The 17,121-nt window shown below is 70.7% G+C and carries 20 protein-coding genes; 10 read left to right on the forward strand and 10 right to left on the reverse strand.

Annotation, left to right across the window (positions count from 1 at the left end):
• Positions 1 to 265: 265 nt before the first annotated feature.
• Together IW245_RS23735 and IW245_RS23740 are read left to right on the forward strand one after the other, a co-directional pair.
• Positions 266 to 817 (forward strand): RNA polymerase sigma factor, encoded by a 552-nt coding sequence (locus tag IW245_RS23735; protein ID WP_197008647.1) that lies wholly within the window; start codon positions 266 to 268, stop codon positions 815 to 817.
• A complete protein-coding gene (locus tag IW245_RS23740) occupies positions 814 to 1,878 on the forward strand; it encodes a CU044_5270 family protein (protein WP_197005376.1) in 1,065 nt (354 codons plus the stop codon). Before IW245_RS23735 ends, IW245_RS23740 begins: the two co-directional genes overlap by 4 nt.
• Before the next feature lie 44 nt (positions 1,879 to 1,922).
• Here the strand turns inward: IW245_RS23740 and IW245_RS23745 are convergent, their stop codons facing one another.
• Together IW245_RS23745 and IW245_RS23750 are read right to left on the reverse strand one after the other, a co-directional pair.
• Positions 1,923 to 2,414: a hypothetical protein gene (locus IW245_RS23745; protein WP_197005377.1), complete on the reverse strand. Its 492-nt coding sequence runs from the start codon at positions 2,412 to 2,414 to the stop codon at positions 1,923 to 1,925.
• A gap of 40 nt (positions 2,415 to 2,454) precedes the next feature.
• Complete coding sequence (locus tag IW245_RS23750; protein ID WP_197005378.1) at positions 2,455 to 3,279, reverse strand: beta/alpha barrel domain-containing protein; 825 nt, start codon at positions 3,277 to 3,279, stop codon at positions 2,455 to 2,457.
• A gap of 77 nt (positions 3,280 to 3,356) precedes the next feature.
• Between IW245_RS23750 and IW245_RS23755 the strand changes: the two genes are divergently transcribed.
• Positions 3,357 to 3,641, forward strand: coding sequence for a DUF427 domain-containing protein (locus tag IW245_RS23755; RefSeq protein WP_372445225.1), 285 nt, complete (start codon positions 3,357 to 3,359; stop codon positions 3,639 to 3,641).
• A 99-nt stretch (positions 3,642 to 3,740) separates the two neighbouring features.
• Positions 3,741 to 4,286 (forward strand): FKBP-type peptidyl-prolyl cis-trans isomerase, encoded by a 546-nt coding sequence (locus IW245_RS23760; protein WP_197005380.1) that lies wholly within the window; start codon positions 3,741 to 3,743, stop codon positions 4,284 to 4,286.
• 73 nt (positions 4,287 to 4,359) lie between these two features.
• Here the strand turns inward: IW245_RS23760 and IW245_RS23765 are convergent, their stop codons facing one another.
• Entirely contained in the window at positions 4,360 to 4,992 is a 633-nt protein-coding gene (locus tag IW245_RS23765; protein WP_197005381.1) for a response regulator, read from the reverse strand.
• Positions 4,982 to 6,112 carry a GAF domain-containing sensor histidine kinase gene (locus IW245_RS23770; protein ID WP_197005382.1) on the reverse strand — a complete coding sequence of 377 codons (1,131 nt, stop codon included), beginning with the start codon at positions 6,110 to 6,112 and terminating at the stop codon, positions 4,982 to 4,984. The genes IW245_RS23765 and IW245_RS23770 overlap by 11 nt, the downstream gene beginning before the upstream one ends.
• 176 nt (positions 6,113 to 6,288) lie before the next feature.
• Here IW245_RS23770 and IW245_RS23775 point away from each other — a divergent pair, with 176 nt between their 5' ends.
• From IW245_RS23775 to IW245_RS23790, 4 genes are all read left to right on the forward strand, one after another.
• Positions 6,289 to 6,960 (forward strand): SDR family NAD(P)-dependent oxidoreductase, encoded by a 672-nt coding sequence (locus IW245_RS23775; RefSeq protein WP_197005383.1) that lies wholly within the window; start codon positions 6,289 to 6,291, stop codon positions 6,958 to 6,960.
• Positions 6,957 to 7,367, forward strand: a complete 411-nt coding sequence (locus IW245_RS23780) for a VOC family protein (RefSeq protein WP_197005384.1) — start codon at positions 6,957 to 6,959, stop codon at positions 7,365 to 7,367. Before IW245_RS23775 ends, IW245_RS23780 begins: the two co-directional genes overlap by 4 nt.
• On the forward strand, positions 7,364 to 8,365 hold the full coding sequence (locus IW245_RS23785; RefSeq protein WP_197005385.1) for an S-adenosylmethionine:tRNA ribosyltransferase-isomerase: 1,002 nt from the start codon (positions 7,364 to 7,366) through the stop codon (positions 8,363 to 8,365). Before IW245_RS23780 ends, IW245_RS23785 begins: the two co-directional genes overlap by 4 nt.
• Before the next feature lie 159 nt (positions 8,366 to 8,524).
• On the forward strand, positions 8,525 to 9,775 hold the full coding sequence (locus tag IW245_RS23790) for an ATP-grasp domain-containing protein (RefSeq protein ID WP_197005386.1): 1,251 nt from the start codon (positions 8,525 to 8,527) through the stop codon (positions 9,773 to 9,775).
• 52 nt (positions 9,776 to 9,827) lie between these two features.
• Here the strand turns inward: IW245_RS23790 and qcrB are convergent, their stop codons facing one another.
• The 4 genes from qcrB to ctaE are packed head-to-tail and all read right to left on the reverse strand — an operon-like array spanning position 9,828 to position 13,943.
• Positions 9,828 to 11,393 carry a cytochrome bc1 complex cytochrome b subunit gene (gene qcrB, locus IW245_RS23795; protein WP_197005387.1) on the reverse strand — a complete coding sequence of 522 codons (1,566 nt, stop codon included), beginning with the start codon at positions 11,391 to 11,393 and terminating at the stop codon, positions 9,828 to 9,830.
• Positions 11,390 to 12,496, reverse strand: coding sequence for a cytochrome bc1 complex Rieske iron-sulfur subunit (qcrA, locus tag IW245_RS23800; RefSeq protein WP_197005388.1), 1,107 nt, complete (start codon positions 12,494 to 12,496; stop codon positions 11,390 to 11,392). The genes qcrB and qcrA overlap by 4 nt, the downstream gene beginning before the upstream one ends.
• The gene (gene qcrC, locus IW245_RS23805; protein ID WP_197005389.1) at positions 12,493 to 13,293 is read right to left on the reverse strand and encodes a cytochrome bc1 complex diheme cytochrome c subunit; all 801 of its coding nucleotides are present in this window, start codon (positions 13,291 to 13,293) and stop codon (positions 12,493 to 12,495) included. The genes qcrA and qcrC overlap by 4 nt, the downstream gene beginning before the upstream one ends.
• 35 nt (positions 13,294 to 13,328) lie before the next feature.
• Entirely contained in the window at positions 13,329 to 13,943 is a 615-nt protein-coding gene (gene ctaE / locus IW245_RS23810) for an aa3-type cytochrome oxidase subunit III (RefSeq protein ID WP_197005390.1), read from the reverse strand.
• A gap of 116 nt (positions 13,944 to 14,059) precedes the next feature.
• On the opposite strand from ctaE, the gene IW245_RS23815 reads away from it, so the two are divergent.
• Both IW245_RS23815 and trpD read left to right on the forward strand, forming a co-directional pair.
• Entirely contained in the window at positions 14,060 to 14,452 is a 393-nt protein-coding gene (locus tag IW245_RS23815; RefSeq protein WP_197005391.1) for a hypothetical protein, read from the forward strand.
• A gap of 27 nt (positions 14,453 to 14,479) precedes the next feature.
• Positions 14,480 to 15,523: an anthranilate phosphoribosyltransferase gene (gene trpD / locus IW245_RS23820; RefSeq protein ID WP_197005392.1), complete on the forward strand. Its 1,044-nt coding sequence runs from the start codon at positions 14,480 to 14,482 to the stop codon at positions 15,521 to 15,523.
• A gap of 115 nt (positions 15,524 to 15,638) precedes the next feature.
• Here trpD and IW245_RS23825 read toward each other — a convergent pair whose 3' ends face one another.
• Both IW245_RS23825 and ctaC read right to left on the reverse strand, forming a co-directional pair.
• Complete coding sequence (locus IW245_RS23825; RefSeq protein ID WP_197005393.1) at positions 15,639 to 16,124, reverse strand: cytochrome c oxidase subunit 4; 486 nt, start codon at positions 16,122 to 16,124, stop codon at positions 15,639 to 15,641.
• Between the two features lie 14 nt (positions 16,125 to 16,138).
• Complete coding sequence (gene ctaC, locus IW245_RS23830; RefSeq protein ID WP_197005394.1) at positions 16,139 to 16,990, reverse strand: aa3-type cytochrome oxidase subunit II; 852 nt, start codon at positions 16,988 to 16,990, stop codon at positions 16,139 to 16,141.
• Positions 16,991 to 17,121 lie beyond the last annotated feature (131 nt).

The raw sequence follows: 17,121 nt of genomic DNA on the forward strand, positions 1-17,121 counted from the left end.
CTCTGTGGTGGGCCGCGTTCCTTTTCGGGGTACCCATTACAGAAAGTAGTTTTCTGGCTACTTTTTGCCGGAAATGTGCCCTGACCAGCGAGCCCTCTCCCCGTTGCGACAAAAGGGGCACAAGCTCCCGTGAACCCTTCTCGCCTCATGTGGAGAGACACGGTTAACTAGACCGGTGTCTACAGGAGGCCCCCGTGAACCGCACCCGCCCCCCGGGGATCCAGGGGTGAACGGAGTCGCGTCCTCCGAGTGCACCGACGCCCAGATGATCGAGGTGTCCCTGCACGACTCGGAACACTTCGCCGCGCTCTACGACCGCCACGCCGACCAGCTCTACCGGTACGCGTACCGCAGGGTCGGCCCCGGCGTCGTCGAGGACATCGTGGCCGACACGTTCGTCGCGGCGTTCCGTCGCCGGGACAGCTACGACCTGACCTGCCCCGACGCCCGCGCCTGGCTGTTTGGCATCCTGACCAGGGAGATCGCCCGACACCTCCGCAGGGAGAAGGCACGCTACCGGGCGATGGCCCGGGCGTTCACGACCGCCGAGGAGGAGGATCCGGCGCTGCGGGTCGTGGCCGACGTCGCGGCGACGGCCCTGCGCGGGGAGCTGGCCGCCGCGCTCGCCCGACTGTCGGCCGGCGACCGGCACGTCCTGCTGCTGATCGCCTGGGGCGACCTGACGTACGAGGAGACGGCCCGGGCGCTGGACATCCCGATCGGCACCGTCCGGTCCCGGCTGAACCGGGCCCGCCGCCGGGTCAGGTACGCACTGGGGAACACCAATCCGATGAGCACCAGCGAGGAGCGAGGGTGAACGAGCAGGACTTGCTCCAGGATCTCGGCGACCTCCTGGACCCGCCCGGCCGCGTGGCCCCCGCCCGGCTGCGCGAACGGGTGCTGCGCGCCACCGCCACCCGGCCGGGACACCGGCGCGGGATCTGGGGCACCGTCACGCGGCTGGCCGGCGAAGCCCTGCCGGGCGGGGCGGCGTGGCCGACGCGGCTGCTGCGGACCGTCGGCGACACGCTGCGGCCCGGACTCGGCACCCGGCGGATCGGGCTGAAGTTCGCCCTGGTCGGCGCGCTGGCGGCCGTGATCGCCGCCGGCATGTTCGCGATGCAGACCAGCCGGGTCGGCGGCCTGCCCCCGGTGGCCAACGCCGAGGCCGGCGAGGTGCTGCGCGGGGCTGCCGACTCGGCGCGCCAGGACCAGGGGCTGGCCGCCCGACCGGAGCAGTTCGTGTACGTGGAGTCGGTCACCTGGTACCCGAAGCAGGGCGAACCCGGACAGAGCACGGTCCGGTCGTGGCTCTCCGTCGACGGCACCCGCGACGGTCTGATCTCCTCCGACCTGCCCGGACGCGCCGGCCTCACCGACCAGCCGGTCCCCGGCTGCCGCGACGGCCGGGCCGCGGAGTGGGAGCCGGACGGCACGCTGTCGGCGGACCGGACCCGGCCGTGCACCCCCGAACCGGGCTACCTCGCCGACGTGCCCACCGACCCGGTCCGGGCCCGCGCGCGGCTGTACACGGAGGCCGCCGGCGACGACCGCGACCAGGACGCGTTCGTGGCCGTCGGGGCGCTGCTCACCCGGGGCTACCTCGCGCCGGCCGCCCGGGCCGCGCTGTTCACCGCCGCGGCGACCATCCCGGGCGTGCAGGTGGTCCGGGACGTGGCCGACGCCGCCGGCCGGCTCGGCGTCGCCGTGGCCCGCACGGACCGCGGCGTGCGCTACGAGCTGGTGTTCGATCCGGCCACCCACGCGCTGCGCGGGTGGCAGCAGCGGCCGGTGGACGGCGGGATGGACATGCGGATGCTGCGCCCGGTGGCGTTCGTGCGGGTGGCCGTGGTGGACCGGGCGGGCCAGCTGCCATAGCCGGCCGGGCCCGGTCCCGTCAGGACGGGGTGGGCCCGGTCCCGCTACGGCCAGTACTGGTCCGGGCTGTTCGCCGTGAAGATCCAGCCACCGTTGCAGTCCAGGAAGTCCACGCTCGTGTACCCGCGCCCCGATCCCGACACCGGCTCACTGTCGAGCGGGTAGTGCCCGAGGCTGTAGGTGTCGACCGTGTACTGGTACCTCGGCTGGCCATTGACGAAGATGAACACGTTGGCCTTGCACTCCCCCCGGGTCCGGGAGTTGAGGTAGAAGTCACCCCACAGCGCCTTCGACGCGGCCTTGTAGCTGATGCACGGCCGGGCGTCGGAGACGTTCTGGCAGCCGCCACCCGAGGCCGACGCCGCGGTCGGGCCGCCGGGCGAGAAGGACGCCGCCGAGTGCGGCTTCGGCTGGTCGGCGCCCTTCAGCACGGTCACCTGGTGCCCGTAACCGGGGGCGGCGTGCGCCGGGGTCTGGACGACGAGCGCCGCCGTCGCGACACAGAACGCGAGAAGTGCTACGCGGGGCTTTGACATGGGTCCTCCAGGACTGCGGGCGCGGCGTGCGCCAGGAATCCTATCTGGATCCGGCGAGAATCCTCGCGGCTCCCGCCATCAGATGGTCGGCGAGCACATCGACGTGCCGGTTGCGCCAGTCGGCCAGCGGCGTCCCCCGGACGTCGTGGTTGAACGCGCCCACCGGGGAACCGGACGACACGTCCAGGGCCGCCAGCGCGTCGCGGGCCTCGTCGGTCGCGCCGGCCTCCGGGGTGGGATGGTTCACGGAACCGGCCACCACGAAGTCCGCCCCGAGCAGGAACGCCGCGGCGACGCCCTCCGGGGTGCCGAGCCCGCCGCCGTACCCGATCCGGGTCGGCGAGCCGAACCGGTCGCGCATCCGGACCAGCGCGAGGAGGTGCGCGACGTTGCCGCCGAGGACGGCGATGTCGGTGGCGACCGGTAGGCCGAGGACGTCGACCGGCAGCCCGGCGCCCGGTGGCAGCGGGCGGAGGAACGGCTCCGCCGCGGCCGGGGACGCCACGTTGACGAGGAGCTGGCGGGGCCCGGCGGAGAACCGGTACCGCAGCAGGTCCGGGGTCACGGCCGTGTACCCGGTCGCGTCGACGAACCGGACCCCGGCGTCGAGGTAGCGGTCCACCAGGTCCGCCTCGTGCGCCGCCGGCAGTTCCATGCCGAAGGGCGTGCCGCGCAGTTCGTCCAGGGCCGCGTCGACCGCCGCCAGGGGCATGTGCTCGGCCCCGTAGAAGCCGAGCAGGCCGGACGTGCCGAGTCGCAGGCACAGTTCCACGGAGGTCACCGCCGAGGGCAGCGCCCCGGCCAGGTACGCGTGCCGCACCCCGTAGTCCGCACGGAACGCCGCACTACCCAGTGTCGAAGTCATGCCCACAAGAGGAACATGTCCGAGTTGCGGAACGTGGTCGGGGTGGCTTCGACGGCGCTACAGTCGGGGCCATGGTCATGCGGGCGACATGGAACGGCACGGTCATCGCGGAGTCCGACGACACGGTGATCGTGGAGAGCAACCACTACTTCCCGAGAGCGGCCGTGCGCTGGGAGCACCTCACCGACAGTGACACGCACACCACCTGCCACTGGAAGGGCCTCGCGTCCTACTACTCGATCTCGGTGGGCGGCGAGACCAACCCGGACGCGGTCTGGTTCTACCCGGAGCCCTTCGAGGCCGCCGAGCACGTCCGCGACCGCGTCGCGTTCTGGCGCGGCGTGGAGATCACCTCCGTCTAGCTGCCCCTGGCCGGGATGCGCCCCGGCAACCGGGCGCATCCGGCGCGACGGCTGACCGGGTGGTCGTCACGGGCGGCGGGATGGCCTAGGGTTCCTGGCATGCGTAGCGGAACCTTGTCGGCAATTGTCCTGGCCATCACGGCCGTCGCCACCGCCGGTTGCGGCACCGACCCGGCCCCGGCGGCCGACGCCCCGGCAGCGGGAGCCGGCGCGAAGACGGTGTGCACGGCCGACGACGTGAAGGTCGGCGGCGAGGCCGGCAAGCGGCCGACCGTGACGATCCCGGACACCTGCACCCCGCCGACCACGCTCCTGATGAAGGACCTCACCCCGGGCAAGGATCCGGTCGTGAAGGCCGGGGACGCGGTGGACACCCAGTACCTGCTGGTCACCTGGTCCAACAAGAAAGAGGTCGACGCCTCCTGGAACCGCGGCCAGACCTTCCAGGTGGCCCCGGTCGGCCAGGCCCGGGTCATCGCCGGCTGGAACGAGGGCCTGATCGGCATGAAGCAGGGCTCCCGCCGCCTCCTGATCATCCCGGCGGACAAGGGCTACGGCGCGCAGGGCAACAGCGGCATCAAGGGCGGCGAGACGCTCGTCTTCGTCGTGGACGCCGCCAAGGTCAACGGCGCGGCGCAGCAGTAGATCAAACCCTTTTCTCTGATTACGGCGGGGGCCGACCCGACACGCGTCGGCCCCGCCCAGACCAGGTGCGAAGTTAGTCCAGGAAACCGTGGCGGACCGCGTACAGCGCCGCCTGGGTCCTGTCCTGGACGCCCAGCTTGGTCAGCACCGCGCTGACGTGGGTCTTCACCGTCTTCTCCGCCAGCCCCAGCTCCCGGGCCACCTCACGGTTGGAACGCCCCCTGGCCAGTTCGACGAGGACCTGGCGCTCGCGGGCGGTGAGCCTGGCGTCGGGGGCCGGGCGTTCGCCGGCGGCGAGCAGCTGGGCCACATCGGGGTGCAGGAGCACGTGTCCGGCGTGCACGGCCCGGATCGCCGCGGCCAGGGCCGGCGGGTCGATGTTCTTGTAGACGTAGCCGGCGGCCCCGGCCCGCACGGCCGGCAGGACAGCCGACGGCTCGGTGAAACTCGTGATCACCAGCACCCGGGCCGGGTTGCCGCGGTCCCGGAGTCCGCGCAGCGCGGCGACCCCGTCGGCGCCGGGCATCTTCAGGTCGAGGACGACCACGTCGGGGCGCAACTCCTCGGCGACGGTCACGCACTCGTCGCCGTCGCCAGCCTCGCCCACGACGTCGATGTCGTCCTGGAGTTCGAGGAAGGTGCGCAGGCCCTGCCGGACGACGGGATGGTCGTCGACGATCATGACCCTGATCCGGTCACCGGCCATCGAGGGGCACCTCCATCCGGATCGTCGTCCCGCCGGCCCCGGACGCGACAGTGAGCTTCCCGCCGGCCACCCGGGCCCGGTCCCGCATCGACGCCAGGCCGAGCCGGCGGGTCGCCCGTCCGGCCTCCGTGGGGTCGAAGCCCCGGCCGTTGTCGGAGACCAGCAGGTAGACGACCCGGTCGCGGGCGAACAACGCCACGTCGACCGCGGCGGCCCCGGAGTGCCGCAGCGCGTTGTGCAGGGCCTCCTGGGCGATCCGGAACACGGCCTCCTGCTGCGGCGGGGACAGCTTCGGCAGATCACCGGCCGTGAAGGACACCGAGGCCTCGTGCACCCGGTCGAGGAGTTCGACGTGCTTGCGCAGCGCCAGGGCCATCCCGTCGCCGGCCAGCTCCGCCGGCAGCAGCCCGGTGACCACGGCGTGCAGCTCGTCCACGGCCTCGGCGGCGAGCTGGCGGACCGTCGCGAGCTGCTCGGCGGCCCTGGCCGGGTCCCGTTCCAGGAGGGTGCTGGCCGCCTCCGCCGTAAGCCGGAGACTGAACAGCTTCTGGGTGACGGCGTCGTGCAGTTCGCGGGCGATCCTGGTCCGTTCCTCGAGGATGGACAGCTCGCGGCCCCGCTCGTACAGGCGGGCGTTGACCAGGGCGATCGCGGCGTGCGCCGCCAGCAGGGTCAGCAGCTCGGAGTCGGCTGCCGTGAACCCGCCCGGCTTGTTGGCCAGGTACAGGCCACCGAGGATCTCGTCGCCGTCGGTGATCGGCATGCCGAGGAACGCCCTGAGGTCAGGGTGGGCCGCCGGCCAGTACCCCTCGAAGCCCGGGTGGTCGTGGATGTCGTCGAGCAGGACCGGCTTCGGGTCGTGCAGCATCGCGCCGAGCACCCCGTGCTGGCGGGGCAGGGGGCCGATCGCCGCCCACTCCTCGTCGGTGATCCCGTCGACCACGAACTCGGCGAACGAGCCGGCGGCGTCGGGCACCCCGAGGGCCGCGTACCGGGCGCCCAGCAGCTTGCGGGCCGACGTGACGATCGTCTGCAGCACGTCGCGGGCCGACAGGTGCGAGGTGACGGCGAGGACGGCCGCGCTCACCTCGCGCAGTTCCGCCCGGTCCAGGGAACTCACGCGCCCGCCCCGCCGCGCCCGCTCTCGCTCATGTCCCCACCGTACCGAGCGGGCGGTCCGCCGGGATCGGGCCGGGGACCTAGGTCAGAAGTCGCAGGCCCCGGCCGACCCGGGCCCGATGGCGGGCGCTCCCGGCCGCCATAGCGTCGAGAACACACCCACTCAGGAGGTACGCGATGTCCGTCGCCATCATCACCGGCGCTTCCCGCGGCCTGGGCCTGGCCCTCGCCACCGGCCTCGCCGACGCCGGCTGGAACCTCGTCCTGACCGCCCGGGGCGCGCAGGCCCTCGACGAGGCCGTCCGGCTGCTCCCCGCAGGCTCGGCGGTGGCCGTCCCCGGCGACGTCACCGACGCGTGGCACCGCGAGGCCGTGCTCACCGCCGCCGACGAACTCGGCGGGGTAGACCTGCTGGTCAACAATGCCGGCATCCTCGGCCCGAGCCCGCTGCCGCCGGTCGCCGACCTGCCGATCGACGCCCTGCGCGCGGTGTACGAGGTCAACGTCCTCGCCCCGCTCGCCCTCGCCCAGGCGGCGCTCCCGACCCTGCGGGCTCGGGGCGGGGCCCTGGTCAACATCTCCTCGGACGCGGCCGTGGTCCCGTACGAGGGCTGGGGCGGCTACGGCTCCGGCAAGGCCGCCCTGGACCTGCTCAGCGGCGTCCTGGCCGTCGAGGAGCCCGGGGTGCGGGTCTGGTGGGTCGACCCCGGTGACCTGCGGACCCGGATGCACCAGGAGGCGTACCCGGGGGAGGACATCAGCGACCGACCCGAGCCGGCTTCCGTGGTGCCGGCGTTCCTGAAGCTGCTCGGCGACCGGCCCGCGTCCGGTCGGGTGCGGCTCGCATGAGGGGGCTGTGGCTGCCGTACGAGACGGCGGACCTGGACACGGCGACGCGGTTCTACACCGCGCTCGGCCTGGAGCAGGTCGACGGCTGGGACCGCGACGGGGAGCGGGGGGTGGTGCTGCGGGTCCCGGGGCCGGCGTTCGTCGAGCTGGTCACGTATGACCGCGCCGCCCGGCTCCCCGACGCCGCCGGGCCCCAGCCCGGCACTCAGACCCCGCCCGGGTCGAACGGGCCGGCGCCGGGGCCCGGACCCGCCCCGCTCGCCTTCGAGTTCGCCACCCCCGCCGCCGTGCTCGCCGAACACCGCCGCCTCGGCGGGCGGGCCCCGGCCCGGTACCCCCGGGGGCATTTCGGTTTCGACCTGCGAGGCCCCGACGGCACCCCCCTGATGATCTGGAGTGAGACGTGACGGTCCTGGACTTCGTCCTCCCCGCCGAGCTGGAGGCGCACGACCCGCCGGAGGCCCGGGGCCTGACCCGCGACGGGGTCCGGCTCCTCGTCGGCCGGGCCGGCTCCGGCGCGGTCGCCCACCACCGGTTCGCCGACCTGCCCGACCTGCTCGAACCCGGCGACGTGCTCGTCGTGAACACCTCGGCCACGATGCCCGCCGCCGTGCGGGTCCCCGGCTCGGAGCTGTCGGTGCACTTCTCCACCGAGCTGCCCGACGGCCAGTGGCTGGTGGAGCTGCGCCGGGGGCTCGCGCAGTACTCCGCGGCCCGGTCCGGGGACGTCCTCGCCCTGCCCGGCGGCGCGACCGTCACCCTGACCGCGCCGTACTCCCGGGGCCGGCTCTGGCACGCCCTCATCGACGCAGACGGCCCGGTCCCCGCCTACCTGGGCAGACACGGCCAGCCGATCCGGTACGGCTACGTCCCGCGGCCCTGGCCGCTCAGCTCCTACCAGACGGTGTTCGGCACCGAACCGGGCAGCGCGGAGATGCCCAGCGCCGCCCGGCCGTTCACCCACGAGCTGGTCACCCGGCTGGTGTCGGCGGGCGTGCTCGTGGTGCCCGTGCTCCTGCACACCGGGGTGGCGTCGCCGGAGGCGCACGAGCGGCCGTACCCGGAGCGGTTCGCGGTCTCCGAGCACACCGCGCGGGTCGTCAACCAGGCGACCGGCCGGATCATCGCGGTCGGGACCACGGCCGTCCGGGCGCTGGAGAGCGCGGTCCGGCCCGACGGCACCGTGGCGGCCACGGCCGGCTGGACCGACCTGATCATCACCCCGGAGCGGGGCGTGCGGGTGGTCGACGGCCTCCTCACCGGCCTGCACGAGCCGCGCGCGTCCCATCTGGACATGCTCGCGGCGATCTGCGGCACCGACCTGCTCGACCGGTGCTACACGGCGGCGGTCGGGGCCGGGTACCTGTGGCACGAGTTCGGGGACCTGAACCTTCTCCTCCCCTAAATTGCATCTGTCCATGCAGGACCGCTTTGCAGTGTTAACGCATTGCTATTAGTGGCGAACCCTTGACACTCTTCGACCCGGCGGAGTTCCATTTTGCTATGTCGCGTTTACTTTCCGGGAACCGGGAACGACAGTAGTGAATACATGGAGGTCCCGCCGATGAGTACTGGCCCCGTTGTCGTGGTCGGATTCGTGGTTGCCCTGCTCAGGACCATGGAAACGTTCCAACCGGCCGACTCTGTCATCATTGTCGACGAGCCCGACGTGTTCCGGAAGAAGGATGCCGCACCGAAGGTCGCAGAAGCCCGTTGCGTCGCCGACACGATCGAATTCGAATACTTCAACCTGCCGGCCGCGGCCGATGAGTTCTTTCACCGGTACCGTGATCTGAACCCGTCGGCGATCATTCCGGCCGTCGACTACGCCGTGCCATTCGCGGCCCGCCTCGCCGAACGGTACGGCGTCGCCGGCTCCACCTACGGCGCGGCGACCCTCCTGCGCGACAAGGAACTGCTCCGCCTCGTGGCCCGCGCGGCGGGGATCGCCAACCCGGCGTCCGTCCCCGTCGCCGGCCCCGACGAGGTGCACGCGTTCATGGCCGCGCACCCCGGCCCGGCCATCCTCAAGCCGGCGAACCGGCAGGCCGCGATCGGCACCCGGATCCTCGCCGAGCCGGCCGAGATCGACGCCAGCTGGACCGACTGCCTCGACCAGGACGAGGGCATCGCGACCCCGGACCGGGCGATGCCGCTGCGGATGCTCGTCGAGGAGTACGTCAAGGGTGACGAGTTCAGCGTCGAGATGGTGCTCCGCGGCGGGGCGCCCCTGTTCGGCAACGTCACGGCCAAGGCGCTGATCCCGGGGCCGAAGCCGGTGGAGAACGGGCACATCGTCCCGGCCGACATCCCGGCGGCCCTCACCGACGCCCTGAACGCCGAGACCGTCCGGCTGTTGGACGCCGTCGGCTTCGACACCGGCTTCGTGCACTGCGAATGGATCGTCCGCGACGGCGAGATCTACCTGGTCGAGTGCGCCGGCCGGATGCCCGGCGACATGATCATGGACCTGATCCGCGAGGCCTGGTCCTTCAACATGGTCGAGTACTACTTCGAGGTGATGCGCGGCGGGACCCCGTCGCGGGCCGTCCCCGTCGACGCCCCGGCCGGCGCGGCCATCTGGTTCCTGCACACCGAGCCGGGCGAGGTGCTCAGCGTCGACGGCCTCGACGAGGCCCGCCAGGGGCCGGGCGTGCTCCAGGTGGACATGCTCGTCCAGCCGGGCGGCCGGGTGCACGAGCTGCGCAGCTCCTGGGACCGGGCCGGGCTGGCCGTGGCGCGGGCGGAGTCCCCCGCCGCGGCCCTGGCGGCCGCCCGGGAGGCCATCGACACCCTGACGGTGAAGTTCGCCTGACAACCAGAAAGGGCCCCACGCTGCTCGCGTGGGGCCCTTTCTGTCGTGACTACTACTTCTTGTCGACCAGTTCCTTCTTGCGCGGCGCCGGCACCTCACGCGGCACGAAGAAGCCCTTGACCGCCGGCCCGAGGGCCCCGATCTTGTTCATCTTCTTCGGGATCGCGGCACCCTTGTAGTCCAGCGTGCCGTGGCCGTGGTCGTCGACCGGGCCGAGCGGCTGGTGCACCTCGTAGAAGCGGCCGTCGGGGGCCCGCTTGATGATGCCCGTCTCGATACCGTGCACCAGGACCTCGCGGTCGTGCTGCTGGAGGCCGAGGCAGATCCGGTAGGTGATCCAGTACGCCGCCGGCGGGGCCAGCAGCAGCAGGATCCGACCGGCCCATGTCATCGCGTTCAGGCTGATGTCGAAGTGCTGGGCGATCACGTCGTTGCCGCCCGACAGGAACAACACCATGTAGAACGCCACGGCCATGGCGCCCAGCGCCGTACGCACCGGCACGTCACGCGGCCGCTGCAACAGGTGGTGGTGCGCGTGGTCCTTCATGAACCGGGCCTCGAGGAACGGATACAGCAGGCCCAGGTTCACGATGACGCCCGGCAGGATCACCGCCGCCCAGAAGATCGGCGGGATCGTGTGGTCGAAGACCCTGATCTCCCACGCCGGCCAGAGGCGGGCGATGCCGTCGAGGAACATGACGTACCAGTCGGGCTGGCTGGCAGAGGAGACGACGGAGGCCTGGTACGGACCGAACAGCCAGATCGGGTTGATCTGGAACAGACCGCCCATGAACGCGATCACCGCGAAGGTGATCATGAAGAAGCCGCCGCCCTTCATGGCGAACCCTGGGAACATCCGGACGCCCACGACGTTGTCGTTGGTCCGACCCGGGCCCGGCCACTGGGTGTGCTTCTGCTTGACCAGCAGACCCATGTGCGCGCCGATCAACCCGAGAATGATCGCCGGGAAGATCAACACGTGCAGGATGTAGAACCGCGGAATGATCACGGTGCCGGGGAACTCGCCCCCGAACAGCGCGAACCCTGCCCACGAGCCGATCACCGGGATCGACTGGGTGATCGCGTTGATGACCCGCAGACCGGTGCCGGACAGGCCGTCGTCGGGGATCGAGTACCCGAAGAGGCCCTCCATGAAGCCCAGCCAGAACAGCAGGAAGCCGATCATCCAGTTGGCCTCGCGCGGCTTGCGGAACGCGCCGGTGAAGAACACCCGGAGCATGTGGATCACGATCGCCGCCATGAACAGCAGGGCTGCCCAGTGGTGCATCTGGCGGATGATCAGACCACCGCGGACCTCGAACGAGATCGCCAGCGTCGACTCGTACGCCTTGGACATCTCGATGCCCTTCAGCGGCGTGTAGACACCGTTGTACGCGACCTCCTCCATCGAGGGGTCGAAGAACAGGCTGAGGAACGTACCGGTCAGCAGCAGCACGATGAACGAGTAGAGCGCGATCTCACCGAGCAGGAACGACCAGTGGTCGGGGAAGACCTTGTTGAACAGCTTGCGCATCGGACTCGCGACATGGAACCGCTCGTCGATCTGCAGCGCGCTGCGCTTGGGCAGCGTGGCGAGGTCGATCTTCTTCGTCTTCATGGCCGCTCCCAGAAGGCCGCGCCGACCGGCACCTTGTAGTCGGACTTGGCGACGAAGAAGCCCTCTTCGTCGACCGTGATCGGCAGCATCGGCAGCCGCCGCGTCGCCGGGCCGAAGATCGGCTTGGCGTTGTCCGTGATCTGGAACTGCGACTGGTGGCACGGGCACAGCAGCCGGTTCGTCTGCTGCTCGTACAGGCTCGCGGGGCAGCCCAGGTGCGTGCAGATCTTCGAGTACGCGACGAAGTTCTCCCACATGCCCCCACTGTTGGGGTCATCCGGGTTCGTCAGCGCGTTGACCGGCTTGTTCGCCAGGTTCTTACGGGTCTCCGTCGCGTCACCGTCGCGCAGGTGGATCAGCAGCGTCGGCGAGTCGGCGTGCTTGTTCGTCGTGCCGCCCTCGACGCCCGGGAAGGCCGTGAGCTGGCCGCCGACGCTGACGTCCTCCGGCCGGATCGGCGTGCCGTCCTCGCGGACGAGCCGCACCGCCTTGCCGTCGTTGTACGACTTCGCGTCGAACCCGGTCTTCATCAGGTCCTGGTTCTTGTGCGGGTCCTTGATCATGCCGCCGAGCGGCACGATCGCCGCCGCGCCCAGCGGCAGCATGCCGAAGGCCAGCGCGCCCTTGAGCAGCGGGCGACGCCGGGTCGCGCCGAGCTCGTCGTTCATGTTGAGCAGCGTCGCGCCCGTGAGCTTCTGCTCGGTGGTGTCGACGTCGTTGTGCCGCTCCTGGACCGCGATCTCCGAGGGGAGCAGCCGCTTGGCCCAGATGATCTGCGCGGCGCCGAGGCCGAGCAGGGCGAGCCCGAGGCCGAGGCCGAGGATCGGGGTGTAGAACTTGTCCCGGCCCGAGCCGGCGCTGTACTCCCACGGCCACCAGATGTAGGCCACCACGAAGACGAGCGCGCCGACGCCCGTCGCGAGGAACCAGGCCGCGATGTTGCGCTCGACCCGCTTCTCCGCCTTGGTGCCCGGGACGGGGAACCGCGGCTCGTAGTGGACGATCTCCACCCCGTCGCGCCGCGCCCCCTCACGGACCAGGTCGAACCGCGTCAGCGACGGGTCATCCGGGTCGAAGGTGCTGTTGTTGTCCTGACTGCTCATGACTTCCCTGCGATCCAGAGGCTTGCGAAGATCAAGAAAGTGATGCCGACCACGAAGATCGCCAGGCCCTCGGTGACCGGGCCGAGCCGGCCCAGACCGAAGCCGCCCGGGTCCTGGTCCGACCGCATGTACTCCACGTACGCGATGACGTCCTTCTTCTCCTGCGGAGTGAGCTGGTTGTCACCGAACACCGGCATGTTCTGCGGACCGGTCAGCATCGCGCCGTACAGCTGCGCGGAGGTGGCCTCCGTCAGCGGCGGCGCGAACTTGCCGGAGGACAGGGCCGCCCCGCCACCGGTGAACCCGTGGCACTGGGAGCAGTTGACCCGGAACAACCGGCCGCCGTTGGCGAGGTTGTCGCTCTTGTACTCGCCCGGCAGCTGCGGACCACCGCCCAGCTCCTGGATGTACTGGCCGATCGCCTTGGTCTGCTCGTCGTTGAAGACGGGCGCCTTGCGCTGGGCCTGGGCGCCCTGGGCCGCCATCGGCATCCGACCGGTGCCGACCTGGAACTCGACGGCGGCGGAACCGACGCCGATCAGGCTCGGCCCGCGGTCCTTGACGCCCTCGCCGTTGCGGCCGTGGCAGCTGATGCAGCTGACGTCGTAGAGCCGCTTACCCTCCTCGGCCTTGGCCGACAGGGTCGCCTTGGCGCCGTCGTCCGCCTGAGAGCTGGGGATCAGCGCTGCGTAGACACCGCCGGCCAGGGCCAGCGCGGCCAGCATCCTGGCAGCGGCACCGATCCGCCGCCGCAACTTGCTCGGCACGCGGCGGACAGGTGGCTTCTCTGAGGTCATGTCGTCACCTTGCGGTCGCTCGACGAGGTTCATCGTCACTTCAGGAAGTAGATCATGGCGAACAGGGCGATCCAGACCACGTCGACGAAGTGCCAGTAGTACGACACGACGATCGCGGAGGTCGCCTGCGCTGGCGTGAAGCGCGAGAGCGTGGTGCGGATCATCACGAAGATGAAGGCGATGAGCCCGCCGGTCACGTGCAGACCGTGGAAGCCGGTCGTCAGGTAGAACACCGTGCCGTACCCGTCGCCGGGGAGGCTGATGCCCTCGTTCATGACCAGGTTGCGGTACTCGTTCGCCTGACCCAGCACGAACGCCAACCCCATGAGGAAGCTGATCGTGAACCAGATCCGCAGCTTGTGCGCGTCCCCGCGTTCCGCAGCGAACACGCCGAACTGGCAGGTCACGGAGGACAGGACCAGGATGACGGTGAAGACCAACGCGTAGGACACGTTGAGCTTCTCCGTCTGCTGCTCCCACAGACCCGGGTGGGCGTTCGGCATGGCTGCTCGGATGGAGAAGTACATCGCGAACAGAGCCGCGAAGAACATGAGTTCGCTCGAGAGCCAGACGATCGTCCCCACACTGACCATGTTCGGACGGGTCAGGGAGTGGATCCGGCTCTTCTCGATGGCTGAGGCGGCTGTCACGGGGCCATTATTGCCCCTAGATCGCCCCGGGGTACGCCGGGGTGGGAATAACCGCGTGTCGCGGCGACTAGTACGATCCGATCGTTCCATACCCGCACCCGTGGGAGCCTGGCGAGATGACTGCTCAGAAGTACACCGTCCTGCTGTACAGCGACGACCAGCTCATCCGCGAGCGGATGCGTCTCGCGATCGGCCCGCGGCCCGCCGACGACGTCGAGGTGACGTTCGTCGAGGCGGACACCCACGGCGCCGTGCTGCGCACCCTGGACGGCTCCGAGATCGACCTGCTGGTCCTCGACGGCGAGGCGGCCCCCGCCGGTGGCCTGGGCATCGCCCGCCAGGTGAAGGACGACTACACCGACTCTCCCCCCGTGCTCCTCGTGATCGCGCGGGCGGCCGACCGGTGGCTGGCCTCCTACGCCAACGTCGAGGCGACGATCCTGCACCCGATCGACCCGATGGAGACGGCCGGCATCGTGGCCGACCTGCTCCGCAAGCGAAAGATCTAGCCAGCCCCCCTCATCCCGGAGGCCGTCATGGGCACCCGCACCTGGCCGCACCTGCTCACGACGCTGCTGTCCGGCGACGAGCTGTCCAGCGCGGACACCGCCTGGGCCATGGGCGAGATCATGTCCGGGGAGGCCACGCCAGCGCAGATCGCCGGATTCGCGGTCGCGCTCCGGGCGAAGGGCCCCACCGCGACCGAGATGACCGGTCTCGTCGGGTCGATGCTCGAACACGCCCCGAACGTCGACGTCGACCGCGACGCGGTGGACATCGTCGGCACCGGTGGTGACCGTGCCCACACCGTGAACATCTCGACGATGGCCGCGCTGGTCATCGCCGGTACCGGTACCCGGGTCGTCAAGCACGGCAGCAGGTCGGCCTCCTCGCTGTGCGGGGCCGCCGACCTGCTCGAACACCTGGGCATCCCCCTCGACCTCGGGCCGGCGGGCGTCGCGACCTGTGTCCGCGAGGTCGGCATCGGGTTCTGCTTCGCCGCCCGGTTCCACCCGGGGATGAGGCACGCCGCCGTCCCCCGCCGCGAGCTGGGCGTGCCCACGGCGTTCAACTTCCTCGGCCCACTGGCCAACCCGGCCCGGCCCCGCGCGGCGGCCGTCGGCTGCTTCGACGAGTCCATGGCCCCGGTGATGGCCGAGGTGTACGCCCGCAGGGGCGACTCCGTCCTCGTCATGCGCGGCGAGGACGGCCTGGACGAGTTCACCACCTCCGCGCCGACCCGGATCTGGGCCGTCAGCGGCGGCCGGGTGACCGAGACGGTCCTCGACGCGCTGGACTTCGGCATCCCCCGCTCCGACACCGACGCGCTGCGCGGGGGCGACGCGGACTTCAACGCCGCCGTGACCCACCGGCTGCTGGCCGGTGAGACGGGCCCGGTGCGCGACGCCGTCGTCCTGAACGCCGCAGCCGGCCTGGCGGCCCACGAGGGCCTCAGCGACCTCCACGGGGCGCTGCGTCGGGGTCTGGAGCGCGCGGCCGAGGCCATCGACTCCGGGGCGGCCAAGCTGCTGCTGGAGCGCTGGGTGGCCGCGGCGAACACGGCCCGCGCCGCCGAGTAGTTCCGGGCCCCCGGCAGGACAGACGTCAGCGCCCCGGCACCGCCGAACGGGCTCCGCCCGCGCCGCCCAACAGAAAAGGCCCCCGCCGAAGCGGGGGCCTTTCTCGTGTCTGCTGCTAGATGTGCTCGGGGTGCTCGCCCGGGTGCCCGGCCTCGAAGGCCTTCTGCGCGCCCGTGTAGTACTCGAACAGCAGGCCGGCCGTCGCCGTGAGGATCATGACGAACCCGAGGCCGATCAGCCACGGCTTCCAGAACACGATGCCCATGCCCGTCAGCGCCGCGCACAGCGCCAGGCCGAACGGCCAGTAGCTGCCCGGGGAGAAGAAGCCGATCTCGCCGGCGCCCTCGTGGATCTCCGCTTCCTCGCGGTCCTCGGGACGCAGGTCGATCCGGCGCGCCACGAACCAGAAGTACAGCGCGCACATCATGCACAGCGTGCCGGACAGGATCAGGGCGACGACGCCGATCCAGTCCATGTGCTTCTGCGGGCCGTCGATGCTGGCCTCGGTGACCATGTAGTGGTCGGAGTACCACGCGTAGAACCCGGCCGACGCGTAGATGAACACGGCGACCATGCCGAAGATCTTGTATTCGGTCCTCATCGGTTACGCCCCGCTCAGCTCGTCGTACGCGCGTCGCGCTTGGTCTTGAACGGGTCCGTCGTCACGGCGATCGGCGCCTCGCCCGCGGCCTCGAGGGCCTCGGGGGTGCTCTTGCCGGCCTTCTTCGCCGCGAGGAACTTCTCGTAGTTCTCCGGCGTGACGGCCCGAAGTTCGAAGTTCATCATCGAGTGGTACGTGCCGCACAGCTCGGCGCACCGGCCGACGAACGCGCCGGTCTTCTCGACCTTCACCTGGAACTTGTTGGTGACGCCCGGGATCTGGTCCCGCTTGAACAGCAGCTCCGGCACCCAGAAGGAGTGGATGACGTCCTTGCTGACCTGCTTGAACTCGATCGTCTTGCCGACCGGCACCACGAGGACCGGCACGTAGTCGGTCGAGCCGATCGTGTCGACGGGCTGGCCGTCGGGGCCGTTCTGGCCCAGGTAGCGGAACTGCCAGTTCCACTTGAACGCCACGACCTCGACCGTGACGGCCGGGTTCGGGTCGATCTTGTTGACGTAGGTCTGCGCGATCGCGGTGTAGTAGAAGAGCACGGCGACGATGAGGAAGGGCAGTACCGAGTACAGCACCTCCATCGGCGCGTTGTACCGCGTCTGCGGCGGCAACGCGTCGCCCTTCTTCCGGTAGCGCACGATGCACCAGAAGATCAGGCCCCACACCAGGATGCCCACGACGAACGCGGCGACCACGGAACCGATCCACAGGTCGTACATGCGCTGGGACTGCGGGGTGATGCCACCCTTGGGCCAACCGAAGTGGAACGCGTCGTCGACCGTGCAGCCGCCGAGCAGCATCACGAGGGCGATGCCACCACCGGCCAGTCCGGCGATACGCCGCAGGCCCATCCCATGACCGGGAGAGTTGTCGACCACCGGCTCCTGCCTCCTTGGAACGCCGCGAACACCGAATACGGCAAGGTCGTCTTGACGGTCGCAGAGTACTTGACTACGGACACCCGACCTGGCTGGGGGTCGGC

Source organism: Longispora fulva, from assembly GCF_015751905.1.
In the GTDB taxonomy this organism is placed as follows: domain Bacteria; phylum Actinomycetota; class Actinomycetes; order Mycobacteriales; family Micromonosporaceae; genus Longispora; species Longispora fulva.